Here is a 24,302-nt window from a genome sequence, read left to right as displayed (position 1 = left end):
CTCAAGAACATGTGCGTTCGCCGCGAGTTCAGCGTCTGGAAGGACGGCCGCTCCAGCCCGATCGTCGACTGGCTGAGGTCGCTCGCGCGAGAGGTGCACGCCGAGTGCGGCGGCAAGGGCGTGGGGGCCGTCGGCATGTGCTTCACCGGCGGCTTCGCCCTGGCGATGATGACCGAGCCGGCCGTGGTGGCGCCGGTGATGTCGCAGCCTTCTCTGCCGTTCCGCGACCGGGGTGGTCTCGACTGCTCGGCCGACGAGTTGGCCTGCGCCAAGCGGCGGTTCAAGGACGAGGACCTGTCGCTGATCGCCCTGCGCTTCCGGTCGGACAAGCTGGTGCCCGACGCCCGTATCGCCCGCCTGAAGGCCGAGTTCGGCGACAGGGTCGAGGTGATCGAGCTGGAGGACGCCGACGCCGCGCCCGGCGTGCCGATGGCGCCGCACTCGGTGCTGACCCTGCACCTGCATCGCTCGGTCCCCGACTGTGGGACGATGAAGGCGCGGGACCGGGTGGTGGCGTTCTTCCAGGAACGGGTGGGGGCGCTGGACATTCAGGGCCGGGAGGCCTAGACACCCCGCCTTCCGATTTTCCCCGCGCACCGGCGTTCGATCCGCCGGCCGGGCCGCAAGGACTCCGCGCCATGAAGCGCCATTCAGACAACAAGAAGGGCGCCGCGACCGGCCCCTCGCAACGCCAGCTCCGGGCCGGCGAACTGATCCGCCACGCCTTGGTTGAGATCCTCCGCGAGGAGGAATTGGCCGACGAGGCGTTGCAGAACATCTCCGTCACCGTCTCCGAAGTGCGGATGAGCCCCGACCTCAAGCACGCGATCTGCTTCGTCGAGCCGCTCGGCGCGGGCCTGACGGGCGAGGACACCACCGAGGTCATCAAGGGCCTGAACCGGGTCTCGAAGTTCTTGCGGGGCCGGCTGGGTCGCTCGATCGACATGAAGTTCACGCCGGACCTGAAGTTCATCCACGACGAGAGCTTCGGGACCGCCGCCTACATGGACAAGCTGTTCCTGGACCCCAAGGTCCAGCAGGACACGCGCCGCCTGTCCGACGTCCTCGGCGAAGAAGACGAAGACTGAGATGGCTCGCCGCAAGAAGGGTGAGGCCGTCTCGGGCTGGATCTGCCTGGACAAGCCCTACGACCTGACCTCGACCATGGCGGTCAGCCGCGTGCGCCGGGCGTTCAACGCCCAGAAGGGCGGCCATGCCGGCACGCTGGATCCTCTGGCCACCGGGATCCTGCCGATCGCCCTGGGCGAGGCGACCAAGACCGTCCCGTTCCTGATGGACGCCGACAAGGCCTATCGCTTCACCATCGCCTGGGGGCGAGACACCACGACCCTGGACCGCGAGGGCGAGACGACCGGGACGTCCGACGCGCGCCCGACCCGCGAGCAGGTCGAGGCGGCGCTGCCCGCCTTCGTCGGCGAGATCGATCAGGTCCCGCCGAACTTCTCGGCCATCAAGGTCGACGGCGAGCGCGCCTACGATCTGGCCCGCGATGGGGTGGAGTTCGAGCTGCCGACCCGCAAGGTTTCGATCTTCGACCTCAAGGTCGTGGAGCAGCCGGACGCCGATCACGTCACGCTCGCGATGGAATGCGGCAAGGGGACCTACGTCCGCGCCGTGGTCCGCGATCTGGCCAAGGCGCTGGGAACCTGCGGTCACGTCGCCGATCTGCGCCGCACCCGAGTCGGGGGCTTCTCGGAGAGCGAGGCGATATCGCTGGAAACTCTCGAGAATTTGAGCTATGAGGCCCGGCTGTCGGAGGCATTGCTTCCGGTCGAGACCGCGCTGGACGACATCCCGGCGTTGGCCGTGACCGACGAAGACGCCTTCCGGCTTGCACAGGGACGCGCCATCGTCCTGCTTCCGCGTCAGGTGGAAACGTTGAAAGCCGAGCTTCCGCCCGGCGATCGCACCGTTTCCGCCATGTCCGGCGACAGGTTGGTGGCCCTGTGCGAGATGCGCGCCGGGAAGCTCAATCCGGTGCGGGTCTTCCAACTCACCTGAGCGGAGACAACCCGATGTCGATCACCATCGAGCGCAAGGCCGCGCTCATCGCCGAACACGCCCGCACCACTGGCGACACCGGCAGCGCTGAAGTCCAGGTCGCGATCCTCTCGGAACGCATCTCGAACCTGACCGAGCACTTCAAGACGCACAAGAAGGACAACCACAGCCGTCGTGGCCTGCTGAAGCTGGTTTCCCAGCGTCGCCGGCTCCTCGACCACCTGAAGAAGTCCGACGCCGGTCGCTATCAGGCCCTGATCGAAAAGCTGGGTCTGCGTCGCTAAGGCACAAGGTCCGCCGCCCAGCAGCAGCAGGGCGGCGGATCGCGTATTTGGAGCCCCGCGTCCGAGACAGGCCGGACGCCAGGTTTCCCGAGGATGGCCCGCTCCAACCGGGTCGTCCGACTGTCCGAGGGTTCACGTCCTCAAACCCGCCTGTCACACTGGATGAGGATCATCGGGCCGGCTGTCCTTAGTCGTCCGCCCCTGTCCGCCCCGACGGGAATCCGCCCGCGGGAACCGAAAGAAGAAAAATGTTCGATATCAAGCGCAAGACGATCGAGTGGGGCGGCAAGACGCTGGTCCTCGAAACCGGTCGCATCGCCCGTCAAGCCGACGGCGCCGTCCTGGCCACCATGGGCGAAACCGTCGTCCTGGCCACCGCCGTGTTCGCCAAGAGCCAGAAGCCGGGCCAGGACTTCTTCCCCCTGACGGTCAACTATCAGGAAAAGACCTTCGCGGCCGGCAAGATCCCCGGCGGCTTCTTCAAGCGTGAAGGCCGTCCGTCGGAAAAGGAGACCCTGGTCTCCCGCCTGATCGACCGTCCGATCCGCCCGCTGTTCGTCAAGGGCTTCAAGAACGAAGTCCAGGTCGTCGTCACCGTGCTGCAGCACGACCTCGAGAACGATCCCGACATCCTGGGCATGGTCGCCGCCTCGGCCGCCCTGACCCTGTCGGGCGCCCCGTTCATGGGTCCGATCGGCGCCGCCCGCGTGGGCTGGGTCGACGGCGCCTACGTGCTGAACCCGACGCTCGACGAGCTGAAGGAAAGCAAGATGGACCTCGTCGTGGCCGGCACCGCCGACGCCGTGATGATGGTTGAATCGGAAATCAAGGAGCTCTCGGAAGAGATCGTGCTGGGCGGCGTCAACTTCGCCCACCAGCAGATGCAGGCCGTGATCGACGCGATCATCGACCTGGCCGAGCACGCCGCCAAGGAGCCCTTCGCGTTCGAGCCGGAAGACACCGACGCGATCAAGGCCGAGATGAAGGCCATCGTCGGCGCCGATATCGCCGCCGGCTACAAGATCACCAAGAAGCAGGACCGTTACGAGGCGATCGGTAACGCCAAGAAGAAGGCCATCGAGGCGCTGGGCAAGTCGGACACCAATCCGGCCGGCTACGACCCGCTGAAGCTGGCCGCCATCTTCAAGGAACTGGAAGCCGACGTCGTGCGTCGCGGCATCCTGGACACCGGCCTGCGCATCGACGGCCGTGACGTCCGCACCGTGCGTCCGATCCTGGGCGAAGTCGGCATCCTGCCGCGCACCCACGGTTCGGCTCTGTTCACCCGCGGCGAAACCCAGGCGATCGTGGTCGCCACCCTGGGCACCGGCGACGACGAGCAGTTCATCGACGCCCTGGAAGGCACCTACAAGGAATCCTTCCTGCTGCACTACAACTTCCCGCCCTACAGCGTCGGTGAAACTGGCCGCATGGGCAGCCCGGGCCGCCGCGAAATCGGCCACGGCAAGCTGGCTTGGCGCGCCCTGCGCCCGATGCTGCCGAGCAAGGAAGACTTCCCCTACACGATCCGTCTGGTCTCGGAGATCACCGAGTCGAACGGTTCGTCCTCGATGGCCACGGTCTGCGGTTCGTCGCTGGCCATGATGGACGCCGGCGTGCCGCTGATCCGTCCGGTCTCGGGCATCGCCATGGGCCTGATCCTGGAAAAGGACGGCTTCGCGGTTCTGTCGGACATCCTGGGTGACGAAGATCACCTGGGCGACATGGACTTCAAGGTCGCTGGCACCAGCGAAGGCCTGACCTCGCTGCAGATGGACATCAAGATCGCCGGCATCACGCCCGCGATCATGGAGCAAGCTCTCGCGCAAGCGAAAGAGGGCCGCGCTCACATCCTCGGCGAAATGAACAAGGCCATGGACGCGCCGCGTGAAGACGTCGGCGACTTCGCTCCGAAGATCGAGACCATCACCATTCCGACCGACAAGATCCGCGAAGTGATCGGTTCGGGCGGCAAGGTGATCCGCGAGATCGTCGCCACCACCGGCGCCAAGGTCGACATCAACGACGAAGGCACCGTGAAGGTCTCGGCCTCGGACGGCGCCAAGATCAAGGCCGCGATCGACTGGATCAAGTCGATCACGGACGAAGCGGAAGTTGGCAAGATCTACGACGGCAAGGTCGTGAAGGTCGTCGACTTCGGCGCCTTCGTGAACTTCTTCGGCGCCAAGGACGGTCTCGTCCACGTCAGCCAGATCAGCAACGAACGCGTCGCCAAGCCGTCGGACGTGCTGAAGGAAGGCCAGATCGTCAAGGTGAAGCTCTTGGGCTTCGACGATCGCGGCAAGACCAAGCTGTCGATGAAGGTCGTCGATCAAGAGACCGGCGAAGACCTCTCGAAGAAGGAAGTTCCGGCCGAGGAGGCGTAAGCCCCTTCACCGGACATCCGGATCGAATTCAGGCGGGCGGCTCCGAAAGGGGCCGCCCGTTTTGCGTTTGGGGTCGTGGTGGTTTCCATCACGACTGTTTGGGCGCGATCTTGACTCATATTTCGTTATTTAGCTAAATACAAAATATGAGCGAGATCTTCAAAGCCCTTGCCGATCCGACGCGGCGTCGTGTGCTGCAACTACTGCGGGAGCGGTCGATGACGGCCGGAGAGTTGGCAGATCACTTCTCCAGCTCCAAGGCCACCCTGTCGGCGCACTTTTCGGTGCTGCGCGAGGCCGGGCTAATCGCCGCCGACAAGCGCGGGGTGACCATCACCTACAGCTTGCGGCTCTCGGTGCTGGAGGACGCCTTGCTAGCCTTCGCCGAGACCTTCGGCTTCAGCCTAGCTGGGGCTAAGGCGCCGCCCAAGGCCACGCCCAGCGGGGAGGGCGGGCGATGAGCCATCACGTCCGCTTCGTGCTGGCCCTGATCACCCTGGCCTCGCTGGTCGCGGCCGTCGGCGCCCTAGGCTGGCGGTGGCGCGAGGCAGGCGACGTCGCGGCGATCTTCGCTGGTCCCAAGCCGATGCGGCCGGTGATCCTGCTGGCCATGCCGTTCGTGCTGGCCGGCCTGCTGTCCTTCTCGGTCCATGCCCAGGCCGGGCGCAAGCCGGGGCGCTACGAGGCCGGGTTCGTGGGCCTGACCCTAGTCACCCACTTCGGGCTGCTGGCGGCGATCCAGGTCTGGATGACCGTAACCTATCTGGGCGACGCCGCGCCGGATCGGGAGTTCGTCACGCGCCTACTCACCGCCTTCATGGGCCTGGGCATGGCCGTGCGCGGCAACTTCTTCGCCAAACTGGCGCTGCCGGCCGAGGATCCGACGGGTAGCTGGTCGCGGATCTCGCGCCGCACCGCAGTCATCCTGGTCCTGACTGGCCTGTCCCTGGCAGCCTGCGCCATCGCCCTGCCGATGCAAGGGGTGCTGGCTGCGCTGGGCGCGACGTTCTTCCTGGTGCTGACCGCGATCCAAGCCCAGCGGAAGGCGACCGCCACGCTGGGCGCCTAGCCCTTCGGCGTCACCCGCACGACCGCCATATCCGGCGCGCCGTTACCGCCCCGGCAGGCGGCCCACTTGAACTTCAGGTCCATGCAGACCCAGACCTCGGTCAGGCGGCCGTCCTTGACGCGGACGTTCAGGTCCTCGGCGGCCAGCTTGCGGTTGCGGTCGAGGAAGGACTTGCGGATTTCGCCGGCGGTCATCACGCCGTCGGCGCCCGGATCGAGGTCCGGAACGTTCAGGCGCTCGCGGATCTTGCGGGCCTTCTTGAAATAGGCTTCCGGCGTGTCCCACTGGCAGGTCCCGTGCGCCTGCCATTCGTGCTGCAGCAGCCAGGGCGAGGGGGTCATGCACAGATTGGCCTTCACCGTGGCCGGGCTTATCGGCGGGCTGGGCTGGCAGTAGCGCGGGTGGACCTTGTCGGGTCCGTTCGGCCACAGGCCGTGCACGGTGAAGCCGAAGCTGTTGGCCTGGCACTGGATGGTCTTGTCCGATTCCGGAATGCCGGCCCGGCACGCCTCGGGCGACCAGAACAGCGCCAGCAGATAGGCGGCGGTCGGGACGTCGGTGTGGATCTCGTTCGGCGGGGGAACCTCGGCCGGCGCCGGCGAGACCTGGGGCGGGACCGCGCAGGACTTCAGGCTCGAGGCCTGGGCGCCGCCGGCGAAGGCCAGCAGGGCGGCGGTGACGAGGGCGGTCTTCATGCAAGCTCCGGGAAACGCGGCGCGACACGCCTCGCACCGCCTCTCCCTTTAGGCAAGACCCGTCAGCGCCGGGCCTCGGTGGCCATACGCACGGCGAGGCCCCCCAGCACCGTGGCCATCAGCCAGCGCTGGATCAGGACGAAGCTGGGGCGCGTGGCCAGGAAGGTCGCGATCATGCCGGCGGCGAAGCAGATCGCGCCGTTGACGGTCAGGCTGACGGCGATCTGCGATAGGCCCAGCGCCAGCGACTGGGTGAAGACCCCGCCGTGCTCTGGCTTGATGAACTGCGGCAGCAGCGACAGATAGAGCATCGCCGCCTTGGGGTTTAGCAGGTTAGTCAGGAAGCCCATGCTGATCAGCTTGGCCGGGCTGTCCTTGGGCAGCTCGCGCACCTGGAACGGCGCCGCGCCGCCCGGTCGGATCGCCTGCCAGGCCAGCCAGGCCAGATAGAGCGCCCCGCCAAAGCGCAGGACGTCGTAGGCGATGGGCGCGGCCATCAAGAGCGCGGTGATGCCCAGCGCCGCGCAGAGCAGATAGACGACAAAACCCGCCGCGGTGCCGATCAGCGACACGATCCCGGCCCAGCGTCCCTGGCAGATCGAACGGCTGACCAGATAGAGCATGTTTGGTCCGGGGGTCAGGGCCATCCCCAGGCAGATGAGGACGAAGGCGATCCAGGTCTTGGCGTCGGGCATGGGCGTGGCTCCGCGATAGAGGTTTCGGGGGCGCCCAGGCGAACGGCTCTGCAAGGCTCGCGCTTCCCGAGGGTCGCTTCCCTCCGAACGCCAGTCGCGCGAACGGGCAGGCCATAGCATGGCTCGCACGATCAAGGGAACGCCGTGATCGAGAGCCGCGACAAGCGTCGCTTTTCGACACGTCCTGTGAAATTGCGAACGATTATCATTGCGACTGTTTTGCAAGAACGCTAAGAACGCCTCGCAATTTCAAGAAGGGCGTTCCCGACGACGCCCTCTGGGGACAAGGGCAACATGCGTAATCCGACCTTCTCCGGCATCGTGAGCCGGCCTCGACGCGCCTTGGGCGCCGCCGCCGTCGCCGGCCTCGCCGGCCTTGGTCTCGCCCAGGCCGCCGTGGCGGCCGATAGGGACGCCGCCGCGGCGATCGCCGCCGCGCCATCCGCCGACGCAAACGAGGTCTCGGGGGTCAAGATCGACGCCAAGCGTGTCGCCGACCCGTCGTCGAGCAAGTTTACCGCCCCGCTGGTCGACACGCCCAAGTCGGTGACGGTCATCCCGTCCAGGATCATCGAGCAGACGGCGGCGACCTCGCTGCAGGACATCCTGCGCACCTCGCCGGGCATCACCTTCGGCGCGGGCGAGGGCGGCCAGCCCCTGGCCGACCGTCCGTTCATCCGGGGCCAGGCCAGCGGCAACAACGTCTTCGTCGATGGCGTGCGCGACAGTGGCGGCCAGGTGCGCGAGGTGTTCAACCTTGAGCAGGTCGAGGTCGTGAAGGGCCCCGACAGCGCCTACAGCGGCCGGGGCTCCGGCGGCGGCAGCATCAACCTGTCGTCCAAGACGCCCAAGGCCGAGAGTTTCGCGCGGGGCTCGGTCGCCGTGGGAACCGACGAATACGTCCGGGCCACCGCCGACGCCAACTACGCGATCAACGACAGCGTGGCCCTGCGCATCAACGTCATGGGCTCGCAGGGCAACACGCCCGGCCGCAAGGCGGTGGACTTCAGCAAGTGGGGCGTCGCGCCCTCGCTGGCCATCGGCCTGAACGGCGACAGTCAGATCACCGCCAGCTACTATCACCTCGACAGTGACCAGACGCCCGACTACGGCATCCCGCTGATGACCAAGACGGCCCAGGCGCGCACCGCCTCTGGCATCCTCGACGTCGATCGCCGTAGCTTCTACGGGATCAAGAGCCGGGACTGGCAGACGACCAAGGCCGACATCGCCACCTTCGCCATTGACCACAAGATCAATGACGACCTGAACGTCCGCCAGGTGGTGCGCTATTCCAAGACGCTGAACGACTACCTGGTGACCAATCCGGGCGACGGCGGCGCGGCTCAGTTCATTCAGGGCCAATGGTGGATGAAGCGCGGGACCAAGAGCCGCTGGAATCCCACCGAGACCATCGCCGCGGTCACCGACCTGCACGGCAAGAAGACCTTCGGGGGGCTGGAGCACAGCTTCGACATCGGGATCGAACTGAGCCGCGAGGAAAACCGCAACGCCAGCTACCTGCCCTATGGCAAGGGGACCTCGGCCTGCCCGACGGGCTTCGTGATCTCGGCGGCCACCCTGGCCAGCGTGGGCGGCGGCGACTGCACGCTCGTCTACCACCCGAACGCCAACGACCCCTGGACGGGCACGATCAATCGCGGTCCGGCCTCGCGCAACCTAGCCAAGACCGCGGCGATCTACGGCTTCGACACCATCAAGTTTGGCGACAGGTGGCTGCTGAACCTGGGCCTGCGCCACGACAGCTATGACAGCTCGGGCTACGACGTCAGCTCGACCAACGCCAATGGCGTCGTCACCTCGGTGACCTATACGCCGCGTCACGGCTCGTGGGACTTCACCAACTACCAGGCCGGCCTGGTCTACAAGCCGACCGAGAGCTCCAGCGTCTACGTCTCCTACGGCACCTCCTCGACCCCGCCCGGCATCTCGAGCGGTGATCAGAACGGCAACACCAGCACCGGCACGGGCAATCTCGTCACGGTCCAGCTGGAGCCGGAAGATAGCGAGAGCTTCGAGGCCGGCGCCAAGGCCAACGTCTTCCACGATACGCTGGCCCTGTCGGCCGCCGTGTTCAAGACCACGCGCAAGAACGCCCAGATCCAGATCGACGCCAACACCTACGCCCAGGTCGGCGAGGTCGAGGTCAAGGGCTTCGAGCTGGGCTTCTCGGGCAATGTCACGCCCAAGTGGCAGGTGTTCGGCGGTTACACCTACATGGACAGCGAACTGGTCCGGGGAGCCTACACCAACGTCAACCAGGGTGATCCGCTGGCCAACACGCCCAAGCACACCTTCAGCACCTTCACGACCTACAAGGTGACGCGGGCCATCTCTCTGGGCGGCGGGGCCTACTACGTCTCCAAGAGCTTCGGCGGCAACCAGGGCGGCGCCGGCGGCGGGACCAACCGCATCTACGCCCCGTCCTACTGGCGCTACGACGCCTTCGCCTCATGGGCGATCAACAAGACGGCCGACCTGCAGCTGAACATCCAGAACCTGACGGACGAGCGCTACATCGCCCGCACCAACGGCGTGCACCACGCCGACCCGGCGCCGGGCCGCCAGGCGATGCTGACCCTCAACGTGAAGTACTGACCTCCCCTTACGGCGCTTCACGTCGACGCCCCGTCCGGCTGTTGTCGGCCGGGGCGTTTTTCCTTTCGATCCGGGCGATGATCTGATCCGGATCAAGGGAAGGGTCGGCCCATCCAGATAGGAATGGTTCGCAAATAGGATGTCTCTCATGATGCTGCAGATTCCCGAGGTGCTGACCAAGGCGCAGGTGGCCGAATGCCGTGCGATCCTCGACGCGGGTCCCTGGGTCGACGGCAACGTGACCTCCGGCTTCCAGGCCGCGCGGGCCAAGAACAACGAGCAGCTGCCGCAGGAGAGCGCCGAGGCGCGCCAGGTCGGGGCGATCATCGTCGCGGCCTTGGAGGCCAACCCCCTGTTCGTCTCGGCGGCCCTGCCCCAGACCATCCTGTCGCCGATGTTCAACCGCTACGGCGAGGGGATGGGCTTCAAGGACCATGTCGACAATTCGATCCGCCGCGATCCGGTCACGGGCCAGCGCCTGCGTACCGACCTCTCCTGCACCCTCTTCCTGGCCGAGCCGGAGGACTATGACGGCGGCGAGCTGGTGGTGAATGACCTCTATGGCGACCATGTCGTCAAGCTGGGGGCGGGGGACGCGATCCTCTATCCCAGCACCAGCCTGCACCATGTCACGCCGGTCACTCGGGGCGCGCGCACGGCCAGCTTCTTCTGGATCCAGAGCCTGGTGCGCGACGACGTCAAGCGCTCGCTGCTGCTGGACATGGATGTCGCCATCCAGCGCCTGTCGCGCAAGGTCGAGCCCGACGAGCAGGGAATCCTGTCCCTGACGGGCGTCTATCACAACCTGCTGCGCCAATGGGCGGAGGTCTGACGAAATATCGGCACGATGTTCGCGGAACGGCGCTACCGCGAACCTAAAGTTTACGGTTGCGCCCCACGATCCGCCCAACTTGGCGGAGACTGAATGTCTGAGACGTCGATCAACGGGGCGGACGGCCAAGCGGCCGCATGCGGGCCCTCGCCCTTTGGCGAGGCCGAGGCCGCGCGCTGGTTCTTCGACAACGCCAGCGACCTGTTCGCGGTGGTCTCGGCCGAGGGTCGCTTCGTCACCGTCAACAGGGCCTGGACCACGCTCACGGGCTGGTCGGCCGACGAGCTTGTTGGCCAGCCGACCATCAAGTTCACCCATCCCGAAAGCCAGGCCGGCCTGATCGAAACCCGCCACCGCCTGTGCGAGACCGGCACGGCGGTCAACGAGGTGCGCGTCCTGTGCGAGGATGGCCGCTGGGTCTGGCTTCAGGGACGCTATCGCCTGGGGCCGAACGGCGAGATGATCGGGCTGATGCACGACATCTCGACCGAGGTCGAGGCGCGGGCCGAGTTGGAGGCCGCCCGCCGCACCCACGAGATGTTGGCCGAGGCCGCGGGCATCGGCATCTGGAGTTATGAGCCCGAGAGCAGGCGGATCGACTGGTCGCCGGATGCTCTGGCCCTGTTGGGTCTTTCGCCCTCGGACATCGCCACCGCCCCTCAGTTCCTGGATCGCCTTCACGTCGACCAGCGGACGAAGGTGGGCGAGGCCTTCCGTCGCGCCGTCGAGAACGGTGAGGGCGGGACGATGGAATATCGTCTGCGCGGAGACGATGGTCGCTGGCACACCTTCCGTGGCACCTACCGGCCCGAACCCCGGCCTTGCGGCCTCTACGCGCTGAAGGGCATCTCCCAGAACATCACCGATGTAGCGCGCAGCCGCGACAAGGCGATCTGGAGCGAGCGCCGGGCCCGCCGGCTGATCGAGGAGGCCCCGTTCGCGGTCGGCGTCTACGACCTCGACATGCGCCTGCGCCTGGTCAGCCCCAAGTTCCTCGAGATCTTCAAGGAAACCGAGGCCAGGGTCATCGGCAGGACCCTGCAGGAACTGACGCACGGTGGTCGCCGCCGCTTCGTCGCCGCGGTCGCCCGCGCGCTGTCGGGAGAGACCGTCGTCCGCCGCGAGGACCGCCTGCAGGACGCCGAGGGCGGTGAGCATTGCCTGCGCTGGGAGGCCCACCCCTGGCGGGACGTGGCCGGGCAGATCGTCGGCGTCATCACCTACATGGACGACGTCACCGCCCTGGCGGCGGCGCGGCGGGAGGCCCGGATCAACGCGCGGCGGTTGAAGGTCGCCCTGGGCGCGGCGCGGGCGGGCGTCTACGAGATCGACCACGAAAGCCAGAGCTTCTGGGGCTCGCCCGAGTTCCACCGGATGATGGGTCGGCGCATAGGTTACGAGGATGTGCGCGAGGCCGTCTGGCCGATGATCCACCCTGATGATCGCGAGCAGCTTTACGCCGCGGCGGCCGAATGGGGACGAGCGGGGGGGCGGGGCGCGCACGAATACGACGTCCGCCTGATGTCGATCTATGGCGAGCCGCGTTGGGTGCGGGTGTTCCACGACGCGCGCCGCGACGCGAGTGGTCGCCCGCGCAAGGCGTTCGGCCTGGTCCTCGACATCGACGCGCGCAAGAAGGCCGAATTGGCCTTGATGGCGGCCGAACGCGCGGCCCAGGCGGCCAGCGAGGCCAAGGCCCAGTTCCTGGCCAATATGAGTCATGAGATCCGCACGCCGATGAACGGGGTGTTGGGGGTCATGCACGTGCTCAAGCGCGAGCTGCCCGCCGGCGACAGCGCGAACCTGCTGGGCGAGGCCCTTGCCGCGGGCCAGATGCTTTCGACCCTGCTGGACGACGTGATCGACATCTCGCGCATCGAGGCTGGGCGCCTGGAGCTGAACCGGGAGCCGGTCGATCCCGCCGATGTGGTTCGGGGCGTGGCGCGGCTGCTGGCTGGCCAGGCCACGCACAAGGGTCTGCGGCTGGAACTGGACATCGCCGGCGACCTGGGCTGGGTCGAGACCGACGCCACCCGCCTGCGCCAGGCGCTGTTCAACCTGATCGGCAACGCGGTGAAGTTCACGCTCAAGGGCTCGGTCACGGTGCGGGCGCGCAAGATCGCGGGGGGCGAGCGCTTGGTGTTCGACGTGGTCGACACCGGCGTCGGCGTGCCGTTTGAAGCGCAAGAGCGCCTGTTCGAGCGCTTCCAGCAGGCCGACGCCAGCACGACGCGCCGGTTCGGCGGCTCGGGCCTGGGCCTGGCGATCAGCCGCAAGTTGGCCCGGATGTTGGGCGGCGACATCACCTTCCAGTCGGCGCCTGGCCAGGGCTCGACCTTCACCCTGACCATCGCCGCGCCCGCGACCAGGGCGCCGGCGGCGACGGCCGAGGCCCCCGAGAATCTGCTGGCCGGCCTGCGCATCCTGGTGGTCGAGGACAATCCGACCAACCAGCTGGTCGCCCGCCGAATCCTGGAGCAGCTGGGGGCCGCGGTCAGCGTCGCCGACGACGGCGCTTCGGGCGTGGCGGCGGCGCGGGACGAAGCCTTCGACCTGATCCTGATGGACGTGCAGATGCCGGGCATGGACGGTCTGGAAGCCGCGCGCCGCATCCGCGCCCTGCCCGGCGAGGCTGGACGGGCTCCGATCATTGCGTTGACCGCCAACGTCATGGCCCACCAGCGGGCGGCCTATCGCGCCGCGGGCATGGACGGGGTGGCCGCCAAACCGATCGCGCCCGCCGCCCTGGTGGCCGAGATCGTCCACCTGTCTCAGGGTCGATCGTCCGCCGATCGCGACGCCGAGGAGGCGCTCGCCTAACCTTGTTCCGCCAGACCTTTCCCCTCGCCCCGGAAGCAGGCTAAGCAAGGCCAAGACCGGGGAGAAAACATGGCTGGCGAGAGTGGGGAGCGCGCCTCGATGCGCACGGTGGTGGCGGCGTCATCGGCCGGCACGGCGTTCGAATGGTACGACTTCTTCATCTTCGGCAGCCTGGCCCAGGTCATCTCCAAGACCTTCTTCGCGGGGCTGAACGAGACGGCCGGCTATATCGCGGCTCTAGCCCTGTTCGGCGTCGGCTTCGCGTTCCGTCCGCTGGGCGCGCTGGTGTTCGGCAAGATCGGCGACCAGGCCGGCCGCAAGGGCGCGTTCCTGGCCACGGTGCTGCTGATGGGCGGGGCGACCTTCGCCATCGCCTTCCTGCCGACCTACCAGCAGGCGGGGATCGTCTCGCCTATCCTGCTTGTCCTGATGCGCTGCGTGCAGGGCTTCGCCCTCGGCGGCGAGTATGGCGGGGCGGCGATCTATGTGGCCGAGCACTCGCCGGACGACCAGCGGGGCTGGTCGACCTCGTGGGTGCAAACCTCGGCCGCGTTCGGCCTCTTCGGCGCCCTGCTGGTGATCCTGGCCACGCGCTGGATCCTGGGCGCGCAGGTCGGCCCCGAGGCCTTCGACGCCTGGGGCTGGCGCATCCCGTTCGCCGTCTCGATCGGCCTGCTGGGCGTGTCGGTCTGGATGCGGATGAAGCTAACCGAGAGCCCGGCCTTCGCGGCCATGCAGGCCGAGGGCGAGGCGTCCCAGGCGCCCTATGCCGAGGCCTTCGGCCAGTGGAAGAACCTGAAACTGGTCCTGCTGGCCTTTTTCGCCATGATGTCGGCCCAGGGCGCGGTCTGGTACACGACCTTCTTCTACGTCCAGACCTTCATGGAGAAGTTCCTGAAGGTCGACGCGGTCGACATCAACGGCCTGATGATGACCGCCACGGCGGTCAGCGCCATCTTCTACGTCGTCTTCGGCTGGCTGTCGGACAAGGTGGGCCGCAAGCCGGTGATGCTGGGCGGCATGACCCTGGCGCTGCTGTTCTATTTCCCCGGCTTCCACCTGCTGGAAAAGGCCGCCAATCCGGCCCTGGCTGAAGCCAGCGCCCGGGCCCCGGTGGTGGTGACCGCCGATCCCAAGGACTGCTCGCTGCAGTTCGACCCCGTTGGCAAGGCCGCCTTCGTCAGCGCCTGCGACATCGTCAAGGGTGCTTTGGCCAACGCCGGCGTCTCCTACGTCAATGAAAAGGCGCCGGCCGGCGCGGCGACGACGGTCAAGGTCGGCGGGGTCGAGGTGGCCTCGCGGAGCGCCAAGGGCCTGCCGAAAGCGCAGGCCAAGGCCGTCAAGACCGCCGTCGAGGCCCGCATCAAGGCGGCCCTGGCCCAGGCGGGCTATCCGGCCAAGGCCGACCCCGCGCGGATGAACCGGCCGCTGATGCTGGCGGTCCTCCTGGTGTTCGTGATCGCCGCCACGGCCCTGTTCGGTCCGCTAGCCGCGTGCCTTGTCGAGCTCTTCCCGACCCGGGTGCGCTATACGGCCCTGTCACTGCCCTATCACATCGGCACCGGTTGGGTCGGCGGCTTCGTGCCATTCTTCGCCTTCGCCATCGTCACCGCGGTCGGGGACATCTATGCGGGCCTCTGGTACCCGGTGGTCTTCACCCTGATCAGCGTGCTGACCACGGCCTTCTTGCTGCCCGAGACGCGGGGCCGGCCGCTCGACTAGGACGAACTCTCGTCGTCTCTGGCGACGGGCAGGATCTCGACCGCGACATCCGCCTCGGCCAGGGCCCGGATCAGTTCTGCGTCAACGGGGCGCGTGATCAGCCGGACGATTCGGCGGCCCTCGCGCGCCAGCCGGACAAGGTGTTCGGTGCTCGCCTGGGTCGGCGTCATGCGCTCGACATCGCGGCGGGCCAGGGTCACGACCTGGGGATCGGCGTCATCGTCGGCGACCAGCGCGTCGGCCGCGCCGAGCGCTCGCGCCGCGCGCAGACTCAGTAGGTCGACAGGGCCCTGGCCGGCGATGAACCGCACCGCGCCGACTTGAGCCGAACCCCTGGCCAAGGCTTCGCGAAACAGCGCCTCGGCCCGGTCCATGTCGCCGTCGCGGGCGGCCGCGGCGGCTTCGCCCTGCACGGCCTCGCGCAGGAAGGCCCGCCGCTCATGCAGCACCGGCAGGGTCTTGCGGACCTCATCCTGGAAGCGGGCCAGCAGGGCGGCGACCCGGCCCATGCCCTCGGGCACCTGGGTCTCGATGTCGTTGCGCAGCAAGGTCGCCAGGACCGGGGCCGAGCCGCCGGTGCCCACGGCCGCCACCACCTGGCCGCGGTCGATCACCGCAGGCGTGTTGAAGTCGCACAGCTCTGGCCGGTCGACGACATTGACCAGCGCCCGCGCGGCGCGCGCGGCGCCGACCGCAGCCCGGACGAAGGCCTCGTCGGAACTGGCCACGAACGCCAGGATGGCGCCGCCGTACGAGCCCGGCAGATAGGCCTCATGCCCCTCGAGCCGGACGATCGTGGCGGGAGAACCCTCGAACAGTCGGGCCTTGGCCTCGGCGGCCTCGCCGGAGCCGGCGATCACGACCTTGCGTCCGGCCAGGGGGAAATAGGCGGGAAACGAATCCAAAGTCTGGTCCTTAAGAAAGCTATTGCGAACGGCAGTCCTGGTAGGGGCCGCCGGGAAAGCCCTTGAGCATGGCGTCGGGCCCCTTGCTCCAGATCTCGGCTCCCCGGGCGGTGTAGCGCGCGCCCGAGCCCGAGCGCGCCAGCTTGAGAACGCGGGTGACGCCGCCGGCGGTCACCTCCACCCGCTTGCCATGCAGGGCGTAGGTCGCGGTGAACGTCCTGCCCGCCTGGCAGCGGTAGCGAATGGGCGAGTCGGTGGCGTCCGGGGCGAGGGTGGAGCAGCCAGCCGCCGTCAGGACCAGCAGAGCGAGGGGAGCAAGGGCGCGGCGCATGTCGGTGACCTCCGGAGTCGGCGCGGCCAAGCATAGCGGGTTTACTGGCCGAACCGCGAGGGGCCGCAGAATCCTCTAGTCAACTCCAACGTGAACAGTGTTAGCTTTCGATGCGGACGCCGCGCGTCCTTCTTAGGCCGGAGGAGAAGACGCATGGCCGTGACTCTCGACATCAATGGCAAGGCCGTGACGGCGCAGGCCGCGCCAGAGACGCCGCTGCTGTGGGTGCTGCGCGACGAACTGGGCCTGACCGGCACGAAGTTCGGCTGCGGCATAGCCCAATGCGGAGCCTGCACGGTCCATCTGGACGGCCAGCCGATTCGCTCGTGCGTCACGCCGATCGCGGCGGTCGGAGCGGCCAAGATCACCACCATCGAGGGCCTGGGCGGCCAGCATCCGGTGCAGCAGGCCTGGGTGCGCCACGACGTGCCGCAATGCGGCTACTGCCAATCCGGCCAGATCATGTCGGCGGCCGCGCTGCTCGCCCAGAACGCCAAGCCCTCCGACGAGGACATTGACAACGCCATGGCCGGAAACATCTGCCGTTGCGGCGCCTATCAGCGCATCCGCGCCGCGATCAAGGACGCGGCCGTTCCGCCGGCGGGCCAGCCGCACGCGGACATCGACGCGGCCCTGGTCGCCGCCTCGGGCGCGACCGGTCCGGGAGGTGTGCGATGAACGCCCCGTTCAAGCCGCAGGACGCGCCCAGCCGCCGCGACGTGGTGGTGACCGCCGCCCTGGCCGGCGGCGCCCTGCTGGTCGGCTGCTCGCCCGCCGACCTGATGAGCGCCGGCTCCAAGGTCGAGGTCGGGGCCTTCGGGCCGTTCATCAAGATCGCGCCCGACGGCGTGGTCACCGTGATCTCCAAGCACATTGAGTTCGGCCAGGGTAGCCATGCGGGCCTGGCGGCCATCGTCGCCGAGGAACTGGACGCCGACTGGAGCAAGGTCCAGGTCGAACAGGCGCCGGCCAACGCCAAGCTCTACGCCAACGGCGCGCTGGGCGCGCAGCTGACGGGCGGCTCGTCGGCGATCTCCAACTCGTGGGAGCAGCTGCGCAAGGCCGGGGCGGGCGCGCGGGCCATGTTCGTCCAGGCCGCCGCCAACAGGTGGAACGTCGCGGTCGGTGAGATCACGGTCAGGGACAGCGTCCTGAGCCACGCGTCTGGCAAGACAGCGGGCTTCGGCGAGCTGTTGGCCGACGCGGCCAAGGTCCCGCCGCCGAGCGACGTCAAGCTCAAGGACCCCAAGACCTTCTCCCTGATCGGCACCGACCGGGTGCGCCGCAAGGACGCCCAGGCCAAGAGCGATGGCGCGGCCCGCTACACCCAGGACGTCCGCCTGCCGGACATGCTGACGGCGGTGGTCGCCCACGCCCCGCTGTTCGGCGCCAAGGTGAAGAACGTCGACGCCGCCGAGGCTCGCAAGGTCCCGGGCGTGGTCGACGTCTTCGAGATCCCCACCGGCGTCGCCGTCGTGGCCCAGAGCACCTACGCCGCCCGCATGGGCCGCGAGGCGCTGAAGATCACGTGGAACGAGGACAAGGCCGAGAAGCGCGGCTCGGCGGCGATCTCCCAGCTGTTTAAGGACGTCGCCAGCGGCAAGGACGGCTCGGCCAAATGGCAGCCGTTCGACCAGCGCGGCGACTACGCCTCCCTGGACGCCGCCCGGGGCGAGCGGGTCTTCGAGGCGACCTACGAGTTCCCTTATCTGGCCCACGCGACCATGGAGCCGATGAACTGCGTGGCCAGCGTCGACGGGAATAAGGTCAAGCTGTGGACCGGCTCCCAGGGCCAGACCCTGGACCAGCTGAACGCCGCCAAGATCGTCGGCTGCCTGCCCGGATCGGTCGAAATCGAGACCCTGTTCGCGGGCGGCTCGTTCGGCCGGCGCGCCAACTTCCAGTCAGACTTTGTCGCCGAGAGCGTCCATATCGCCAAGACGATCGGCAAGGGCCGGCCGGTGAAGCTGGTCTGGACGCGGGAGGACGATATGCAGGCCGGCTACTTCCGGCCAATTGTGGTCCACGCGGTCAAGGTGCGGTTGGACAAGGACGGCTATCCGGCCGCTTGGCGCCACCGGATCGTCACCCAGTCGATCATGAAGGGGTCGCCCATGCCGATGGGCAAGGGCCCCGACCAGACGGCGATCGAGGGCACGGCCGGTTCGCCGTATCTCAAGGCCACGCCGATCGTCGACGCCCAGGTGGCCCTGCCCGAGGTCGGCGTGCCGGTGCTGTGGTGGCGCTCGGTGGGGGCGACCCATACGGCCTTCGCCATGGAGCACACCATCGACCAGTTGGCGGCGAAGGCCGGCAAGGATCCCGTTGAGTACCGCCGCGCGCTCTATCGCAAGGCCGGCGCCGACCGGCATCTGGTGGCGCTGAACCTGGCGGTCGAGAAGGCCGGACCGGCCGTCACGGCGGGCTGGACGCGCGGCGTCGCGGTGCACGAGAGCTTCGGCTCGGTCGTCGCCCAGATCGCCGAGGTCCGGCTGGAGAACGGGACCCCTCGCGTCGGCCGGGTGGTCACGGCCATAGACTGCGGCGTCGCCGTCTCGCCCGACCAGATCGCCGCCCAGATGGAGGGCGGGACGTGCTATGGCCTGTCCGCCGCCCTGTTCGGCGAGGTGACCCTGACCGACGGCAAGGTCGACCAGACCAACTTCGACGGCTATCGCGTGCTGCGGATCAACGAGGCTCCCATGGTGGAGACCTACATCGTTCCGTCCGGCGCGCCGCCCAGCGGCGTGGGCGAGCCCGGCACGCCAGTGATCGCCCCGGCGGTCGCCAACGCCCTGTTTTCGCTTGAGAGGCGCGCCACGAGCCGCCTGCCCTTCGTCCGCGGCGCCTGAACGACGCCGCCGATGACGGAACTGACCGGACCCGAGGACGACCGCGTCGAGGACGAGGATCTCGCCGAATTCCGCCAGGCCCTGGCTCTGGTCCACGAGGATCATCGCCGCGTCCTGGCGATCCTGGTGCCCAGACTGGCGGCGCTGGAGGAGCGCGGCGACACCGAGGGGGCCATCGCCCTGATCGCCAGGATCCGGGAGATCCTGGCCGCCCCCGAGGCGCCCGCGCAGTAGGCGTCAGGGCCTTTCGGCGGCCCGAGCCAGGTCTTCGGGCCGATCGATGTCCAAGTGAACGCCGCGATCCTCGACGGAGATCTCGACGAGGCGCGGGCCAGCCCGCTTCAGCAGGGCCCGGGCGCCTTCGTCCCCGCCCAGGGCCCGCAGGTCCGCCAGCCAGTCGGCGCCGAACAGGACCGGATGACCGCGCCGCCCCGCCAGCACCGGGACCACGATCTGGTCCGGACGGGCTAGGGACGCGGCCAGCAGCGCCGGCGTCGTGGCGGCGATGGCCGGCATGTCGCCCAGGAAGACAAAGACCCCGGCCGTGTCTTGCGGCAGGGCCGCGGCGGCCGCGCGCAGCGAGGCGCCCATGCCTTCGGCCGCATCGGCCACCGGAACCAGGATCAGGCGCTCGGTCGCGCCCAGGCGCGCGGCGCCGGCCCGGACCGCCGCGCGCAGCGGCTCGTCCTCGCCCACGGCGACGAACACGCGCCGGACCGGCGCGGCGAAGGCCGTGTTGAGCGCCCCGGTCACCAGGGGGGCGCCGTCCAGCGTGGCCAGGAGCTTGTCGCCGCCGAACCGGGCGCCGCGACCCGCCGCCAGCACCACAGCCTCCAGCGCTTGCGTATTCCTTTGCGTCATGGGCTCCAGCGCCTATCTTGCGGTCAGACATGACGCCTTATGACGACAGCGCCGCGCAAGCGGTCTCCACCGCGTCCCGCCCGGTCTTGATCGACGGTTTCGGGCGCGCCGTCACCTATTTGCGGGTGTCGGTCACCGATCGCTGCGACCTGCGCTGTGTCTATTGCATGTCCGAGCACATGACCTTCCTGCCGAAGGCCGACGTGCTGAGCCTGGAGGAGCTGGACCACCTGGCCTCGGCCTTCGTGACGATGGGCGTGCGCAAGCTGCGGCTGACGGGCGGCGAGCCCCTGGTGCGCAAGGGCTTCATGACCCTGGTCGAGCGCCTGTCGCGCCACCTGCGGTCCGGCGCCTTGGACGAGCTGACCCTGACCACCAACGGCGCCCAGCTGGAGCGCTACGCCGACGACCTGGCCCGCCACGGCGTGCGCCGGATCAACGTCTCGCTCGACACCCTCAAGCCCGGCCTGTTCAGAAGCCTGACGCGCGGCGGGGACCTGGCGCGGGTGATCGCCGGGATCGACGCCGTCCAGGCCGCCGGCATCGCGGTCAAGCTCAACGCTGTCGCCCTGAAGGCCGACAACGCCGCCGAACTGCCCGAGCTGATCCGCTGGGCTCACGGCCGGGGCTGCGAGATCACCCTGATCGAGACCATGCCCCTGGGCGAGGTCGAGCAGGATCGCACCGACCAATTCCTGTCGCTGAAGGACGTGCGGCGCGATCTTTCCTCGTTCTGGACGCTGGAGGACGACCACCACGCCACGGGCGGTCCGGCGCGCTACGTCCGGGTCGCCGAGACGGGCGGGAGGCTCGGCTTCATCACTCCGCTCAGCCACAATTTCTGCGAGGCCTGCAACCGCGTGCGCCTGACCTGCACCGGTACGCTGCACACCTGCCTGGGCCGCGAGGACGCCAGCGACCTGCGGGCGGTGATCCGCGCCGGGGCGAGCGACGCCGACCTGGAGCGGGCGATCCTGGCGGCCATCGGCGGCAAGCCCAAGGGTCACGATTTCCAGATCGCCGCCGCGCGGCCGGCGGTGACGCGCCACATGTCGACGACGGGGGGCTGAAGGATGGCTCGCGTGCTGCTGTTCGGACGCCTGGCCGACCAGGCTGGCTGGCGCGATCGCCGGATCGAGGCGGGCGACCTCTCGACCCTGCGCGCGGTCCTGTCGGCGGCCGATCCGGACCTGGGCGCGGCGCTCGCCGGTCCGGGCGTGCAGGTCGCCGTCGACAAGGTCCTGGTTCGTGGTGAGGCGGCCCTGACCACCGGCGCCGAGGTCGCCTTCCTGCCGCCGATGAGCGGCGGATGACCATCACCCTGACCGACCAGCCGTTCGAGCCGGGCGCGCTGGTCACCGCCTTTTGCGCGGGCCGCGAGGAGACCGGCGCGATCGCTACCTTCGTCGGCCTGGCGCGCGCCGAGAAGGGCGCGGCGGTCGCTCTGGAGCTCGAAGCCTATCCCGGCTTCACCGACACGGCGATCGGCGAGATCATGGCCGCCGCCATGACCCGCTTTGGTCTGCAGGACGCTCAGGTGGTCCATCGCGTCGGCCGCATCGCGCCAGGCGAGGCGATCGTCTTCGTGGCCGCCGCCGCCGCCCATCGCCGCGCGGCGTTCGAGGCCTGCGATTTCCTGATGGACTATCTGAAGAGCCGGGCTCCCTTCTGGAAGAAGGAGCATGGCCCCGACGGCGCGCGCTGGATCGAACCGACGGACCGCGATAGGACCGACGCGCGACGCTGGGACTGAAGCTGGAGAGACATGGAATGTCGGAATCGGGGCTGAAGCCAGGCGGCGGTATCAAGCCGGACCTGCCGTTCAAGCCGGTGCGGGTGGCCATCCTGACCGTCTCCGACACCCGGGACGAGGCGAGCGACACCTCCGGCCAGATCCTGATCGATCGTGTCGAGGCCGCGGGCCACGCGTTCGCCGGCCGAGCCGTGATCCGCGACGACGTCGAGGCGATCCGCCGGCAGGTCCGGGCCTGGATCGACAGCCAGACCGTCGACGTCATCGTCTCCACTGGCGGCACCGGCCTGACCGGCCGCGACGTGACGGTCGAGGCGCTGGAGCCCCTGTTCGACAAGAAGATCGACGGCTTCTCGGTGGTCTTCCACCTGGTGTCCTACGCCTCGGTGGGACTCTCGACCCTGCAGTCGCGGGCCACGGCCGGCCTGATCGACGGCGTCATCGTCTTCTGCCTGCCGGGCAGCAACGGGGCGGTGAAGGACGGCTGGGACAAGATCATCAGCGCCCAGCTCGACAGTCGCCACAAGCCTTGCAACATGGTCGAGCTGATGCCCCGGTTCCTTGAACAATGAGGCAGCTGGCATCGTGAGCAAGCTCACCCACATCGACAGCGAGGGCAGGGCCCGCATGGTCGACGTCTCGGACAAGCCGTCCACGGCGCGCGAGGCGGTCGCCGGCGGCTTCGTGCGGATGAGCGCTGAAACCCTGGCCCTGGCGGTGTCGGGCTCGGGCCGCAAGGGCGACGTTCGCGCCGTGGCCGAACTGGCCGGGGTGATGGCCGCCAAGAGGACCTCGGACCTGATCCCGCTGTGCCACCCGTTGGTCCTGTCCAAGGTCGAGGTGTCGGTCGAACCGGCCGACGGCGGCCTTTCGGTCACCGCCCGGGTCAAGACCACGGGACCGACCGGCGTGGAGATGGAAGCGCTGACGGCGGCTTCCGTGGCCTGCCTGACGATCTACGACATGCTCAAGGCCGCCGAGAAGGGCATGGTCATCGAGGCCGTGCGCCTGCTGGAAAAGACCGGCGGCAAGTCGGGCGACTGGTCGGCGGCGGAAGGCTAGCGCTTCCGGCCGGTCAGGCGACCACCACCTGGCCGTCGCGCACGGCCACCGGCCAGGGCGTCAGCGTCTGGCCGGGGCAGGGGCCGGCGACGCATTCGCCACCCTCGATCTTGAACAGCGCGCCATGCCCCGCGCACAGGATCAGGTCGTTCTCGCGCGTCAGATAGCGGCCGGCGAACCCCGCCAGCGGCCAGCCGGCGTGCGGGCAGCTGTCGACATAGCCCGCCAGGGTCTCGCCCCGACGAACCACGAAGCCGGCGAACAGGGCCTCGCCCTCGCGGAACCGGAAGCCCTTCGAGCCGGGCGAGGGGATCTCGTCCAGCGCGCAGAGCGGGGTTCCGGCGGCGGGCCGGGCGGGATTGTCGGGATCGGCGCGCAAGCGGCTAGAGCGAGCCGATCGCCACGCGCCAGGGCCGGACCTCGACGCTTTCGAAGACGCCGGCGGCGGTGAAGGGATCGTTATCGGCCTGGGCCTGGGCGGCGGCCAGGTCCTCGGCCTCGACGATCAGCAGCGAGCCGATCGGATTGCCGTCGTCGCCCAGCAGGGCGCCGGCCAGCTTCAGGCCCTTGGACTGGTTCAGGTAGTCAAGATGGACGGGCCGGGTGGCCAGACGGGTGTCCAGCGCGCCGGGCTTGTCCTTGCAGAGGATGGCGAAGAGGGCCATGCGGGCGATCCTTGTTCTAGAAGCCTTCGGATTTCAGCGGGCGAGCCAGCAGGGCGGCGATGGCGGCGTCCACCGCCAGCTCGCCGTCGAGGATGGCGGCGACGGCCTCGCAGATCGGCGTCTCGACACCCAGCTGGCGGGCCAGAGCGCGGACGGCGGGGGCCGAGGCGACCCCCTCGGCGACCGACAGCTTGCCGGCCAGCGCCTGTTCCAGGGTCAGGCCCTGACCGAGCGCCAGGCCGACGCTCATGTTGCGCGATTGCGGGCTTGAGCAAGTCAGCACCAGGTCGCCCAGGCCGCACAGGCCATTCAGGGTCTCGGCGCGGGCGCCCAAGGCCACGGCGAAGCGGGTCAGCTCGGCGAAGCCGCGGGTGATGACCGAGGCGTGGGCGCTGCGGCCCAGGCCCTTGCCCTCGACCACGCCGCAGGCGATGGCCAGGACGTTCTTGACCGCCCCGCCGGCCTCGGCCCCGATCATGTCGCCGGCCACATAGGGGCGGAAGGTCGGGGTGGCGATGGCGTGGGCGATGCTTCGGGCCAAGGCCTCGTTGTCGCAGGCCAGGGTGACGGCGGTCGGCAGACCCCGGGCGACCTCGCCGGCGAAGCTGGGGCCCGACAGCACCGCGATCGGCGCGCCAGGGATCGTCTCGGCCGCGACCTCGGTCATCAGCTTCAGCGAGCCCTGTTCGACACCCTTGGCGCAGAGCACCACCGGCACGTTCGGCTGC

General features: G+C 68.7%; 27 protein-coding genes and 1 riboswitch. Of the genes, 19 read left to right on the top strand and 8 right to left on the bottom strand.

Annotated elements, in window-relative coordinates; genetic code table 11:
* From VJ655_RS13535 to VJ655_RS13505, 7 genes are all read left to right on the top strand, one after another.
* On the top strand, positions 1-567 hold a 567-nt coding region (locus tag VJ655_RS13535), incomplete at its 5' end, for a dienelactone hydrolase family protein (RefSeq protein ID WP_324111896.1).
* A gap of 71 nt (positions 568-638) precedes the next feature.
* Entirely contained in the window at positions 639-1,088 is a 450-nt protein-coding gene (gene rbfA / locus VJ655_RS13530; RefSeq protein ID WP_324111894.1) for a 30S ribosome-binding factor RbfA, read from the top strand.
* Position 1,089: 1 nt separating this feature from the next.
* Positions 1,090-2,022, top strand: a complete 933-nt coding sequence (gene truB / locus VJ655_RS13525) for a tRNA pseudouridine(55) synthase TruB (RefSeq protein WP_324111892.1) — start codon at positions 1,090-1,092, stop codon at positions 2,020-2,022.
* 14 nt (positions 2,023-2,036) lie between these two features.
* Positions 2,037-2,306 carry a 30S ribosomal protein S15 gene (gene rpsO / locus VJ655_RS13520; protein ID WP_099581985.1) on the top strand — a complete coding sequence of 90 codons (270 nt, stop codon included), beginning with the start codon at positions 2,037-2,039 and terminating at the stop codon, positions 2,304-2,306.
* Positions 2,307-2,554: 248 nt separating this feature from the next.
* On the top strand, positions 2,555-4,693 hold the full coding sequence (pnp, locus tag VJ655_RS13515) for a polyribonucleotide nucleotidyltransferase (RefSeq protein WP_324111890.1): 2,139 nt from the start codon (positions 2,555-2,557) through the stop codon (positions 4,691-4,693).
* Between the two features lie 146 nt (positions 4,694-4,839).
* Positions 4,840-5,154 (top strand): autorepressor SdpR family transcription factor, encoded by a 315-nt coding sequence (locus VJ655_RS13510; RefSeq protein WP_324111888.1) that lies wholly within the window; start codon positions 4,840-4,842, stop codon positions 5,152-5,154.
* On the top strand, positions 5,151-5,762 hold the full coding sequence (locus tag VJ655_RS13505) for a hypothetical protein (RefSeq protein WP_324111886.1): 612 nt from the start codon (positions 5,151-5,153) through the stop codon (positions 5,760-5,762). The genes VJ655_RS13510 and VJ655_RS13505 overlap by 4 nt, the downstream gene beginning before the upstream one ends.
* On the opposite strand, the gene VJ655_RS13500 is transcribed toward VJ655_RS13505, so the two are convergent.
* The gene (locus VJ655_RS13500) at positions 5,759-6,457 is read right to left on the bottom strand and encodes a ribonuclease T2 (RefSeq protein ID WP_324111884.1); all 699 of its coding nucleotides are present in this window, start codon (positions 6,455-6,457) and stop codon (positions 5,759-5,761) included. The genes VJ655_RS13505 and VJ655_RS13500 overlap by 4 nt on opposite strands.
* Before the next feature lie 62 nt (positions 6,458-6,519).
* A complete protein-coding gene (locus tag VJ655_RS13495; RefSeq protein WP_324111882.1) occupies positions 6,520-7,152 on the bottom strand; it encodes a LysE family translocator in 633 nt (210 codons plus the stop codon).
* Positions 7,153-7,177: 25 nt separating this feature from the next.
* Positions 7,178-7,260: riboswitch (ZMP/ZTP riboswitch) on the bottom strand.
* 186 nt (positions 7,261-7,446) lie between these two features.
* Here VJ655_RS13495 and VJ655_RS13490 point away from each other — a divergent pair.
* From VJ655_RS13490 to VJ655_RS13475, 4 genes are all read left to right on the top strand, one after another.
* Complete coding sequence (locus tag VJ655_RS13490) at positions 7,447-9,771, top strand: TonB-dependent receptor (protein WP_324111880.1); 2,325 nt, start codon at positions 7,447-7,449, stop codon at positions 9,769-9,771.
* 148 nt (positions 9,772-9,919) lie between these two features.
* Positions 9,920-10,603, top strand: coding sequence for a Fe2+-dependent dioxygenase (locus tag VJ655_RS13485; RefSeq protein WP_324111878.1), 684 nt, complete (start codon positions 9,920-9,922; stop codon positions 10,601-10,603).
* Positions 10,604-10,696: 93 nt separating this feature from the next.
* A complete protein-coding gene (locus VJ655_RS13480; RefSeq protein ID WP_324111876.1) occupies positions 10,697-13,423 on the top strand; it encodes a PAS domain S-box protein in 2,727 nt (908 codons plus the stop codon).
* Between the two features lie 69 nt (positions 13,424-13,492).
* Entirely contained in the window at positions 13,493-15,145 is a 1,653-nt protein-coding gene (locus VJ655_RS13475; RefSeq protein WP_324111875.1) for an MFS transporter, read from the top strand.
* Here the strand turns inward: VJ655_RS13475 and VJ655_RS13470 are convergent.
* Entirely contained in the window at positions 15,142-16,050 is a 909-nt protein-coding gene (locus VJ655_RS13470; RefSeq protein ID WP_324111873.1) for a precorrin-2 dehydrogenase/sirohydrochlorin ferrochelatase family protein, read from the bottom strand. The two genes, VJ655_RS13475 and VJ655_RS13470, sit on opposite strands and share 4 nt — an antisense overlap.
* 19 nt (positions 16,051-16,069) lie before the next feature.
* The gene (locus VJ655_RS13465) at positions 16,070-16,381 is read right to left on the bottom strand and encodes an MliC family protein (RefSeq protein ID WP_324111871.1); all 312 of its coding nucleotides are present in this window, start codon (positions 16,379-16,381) and stop codon (positions 16,070-16,072) included.
* Between the two features lie 153 nt (positions 16,382-16,534).
* Here VJ655_RS13465 and VJ655_RS13460 point away from each other — a divergent pair, with 153 nt between their 5' ends.
* Genes VJ655_RS13460 through VJ655_RS13450 form a run of 3 tightly spaced genes read left to right on the top strand, consistent with a single transcriptional unit; the run spans position 16,535 to position 19,467 of the window.
* Positions 16,535-17,059, top strand: a complete 525-nt coding sequence (locus VJ655_RS13460; RefSeq protein WP_324111869.1) for a (2Fe-2S)-binding protein — start codon at positions 16,535-16,537, stop codon at positions 17,057-17,059.
* Positions 17,056-19,233, top strand: coding sequence for a xanthine dehydrogenase family protein molybdopterin-binding subunit (locus VJ655_RS13455; RefSeq protein ID WP_324111867.1), 2,178 nt, complete (start codon positions 17,056-17,058; stop codon positions 19,231-19,233). Before VJ655_RS13460 ends, VJ655_RS13455 begins: the two co-directional genes overlap by 4 nt.
* A gap of 12 nt (positions 19,234-19,245) precedes the next feature.
* A complete protein-coding gene (locus VJ655_RS13450; protein ID WP_324111865.1) occupies positions 19,246-19,467 on the top strand; it encodes a hypothetical protein in 222 nt (73 codons plus the stop codon).
* Positions 19,468-19,470: 3 nt separating this feature from the next.
* On the opposite strand, the gene VJ655_RS13445 is transcribed toward VJ655_RS13450, so the two are convergent.
* Entirely contained in the window at positions 19,471-20,094 is a 624-nt protein-coding gene (locus VJ655_RS13445) for a nucleotidyltransferase family protein (protein WP_324111863.1), read from the bottom strand.
* Between the two features lie 29 nt (positions 20,095-20,123).
* On the opposite strand from VJ655_RS13445, the gene moaA reads away from it, so the two are divergent.
* From moaA to moaC, 5 genes are read left to right on the top strand one after another with little or no spacing between them, the layout of a single operon-like run.
* A complete protein-coding gene (moaA, locus tag VJ655_RS13440; RefSeq protein ID WP_324111861.1) occupies positions 20,124-21,164 on the top strand; it encodes a GTP 3',8-cyclase MoaA in 1,041 nt (346 codons plus the stop codon).
* A 3-nt stretch (positions 21,165-21,167) separates the two neighbouring features.
* Positions 21,168-21,407 carry a MoaD/ThiS family protein gene (locus VJ655_RS13435; protein WP_324111860.1) on the top strand — a complete coding sequence of 80 codons (240 nt, stop codon included), beginning with the start codon at positions 21,168-21,170 and terminating at the stop codon, positions 21,405-21,407.
* Entirely contained in the window at positions 21,404-21,847 is a 444-nt protein-coding gene (locus tag VJ655_RS13430) for a molybdenum cofactor biosynthesis protein MoaE (protein ID WP_324111859.1), read from the top strand. Before VJ655_RS13435 ends, VJ655_RS13430 begins: the two co-directional genes overlap by 4 nt.
* 17 nt (positions 21,848-21,864) lie before the next feature.
* Positions 21,865-22,419: a molybdenum cofactor biosynthesis protein B gene (moaB, locus tag VJ655_RS13425; protein ID WP_324111857.1), complete on the top strand. Its 555-nt coding sequence runs from the start codon at positions 21,865-21,867 to the stop codon at positions 22,417-22,419.
* Between the two features lie 13 nt (positions 22,420-22,432).
* The gene (gene moaC, locus VJ655_RS13420) at positions 22,433-22,909 is read left to right on the top strand and encodes a cyclic pyranopterin monophosphate synthase MoaC (RefSeq protein ID WP_324111856.1); all 477 of its coding nucleotides are present in this window, start codon (positions 22,433-22,435) and stop codon (positions 22,907-22,909) included.
* A gap of 13 nt (positions 22,910-22,922) precedes the next feature.
* Here moaC and VJ655_RS13415 read toward each other — a convergent pair whose 3' ends face one another.
* The 3 genes from VJ655_RS13415 to VJ655_RS13405 form a co-directional block, all read right to left on the bottom strand.
* Positions 22,923-23,288 carry a Rieske (2Fe-2S) protein gene (locus VJ655_RS13415; RefSeq protein WP_324111854.1) on the bottom strand — a complete coding sequence of 122 codons (366 nt, stop codon included), beginning with the start codon at positions 23,286-23,288 and terminating at the stop codon, positions 22,923-22,925.
* A 4-nt stretch (positions 23,289-23,292) separates the two neighbouring features.
* Positions 23,293-23,574, bottom strand: coding sequence for a YciI family protein (locus VJ655_RS13410; protein ID WP_324111853.1), 282 nt, complete (start codon positions 23,572-23,574; stop codon positions 23,293-23,295).
* A gap of 16 nt (positions 23,575-23,590) precedes the next feature.
* Positions 23,591-24,302 (bottom strand): NAD(P)H-dependent glycerol-3-phosphate dehydrogenase (locus tag VJ655_RS13405; RefSeq protein ID WP_324111851.1); only part of this gene is annotated, 712 nt, incomplete at its 5' end.

Origin of the sequence: Caulobacter sp., from assembly GCF_035254145.1 — a bacterium.
In the GTDB taxonomy this organism is placed as follows: domain Bacteria; phylum Pseudomonadota; class Alphaproteobacteria; order Caulobacterales; family Caulobacteraceae; genus Caulobacter.
This window is presented reverse-complemented; position numbering and strand designations above follow the sequence as displayed.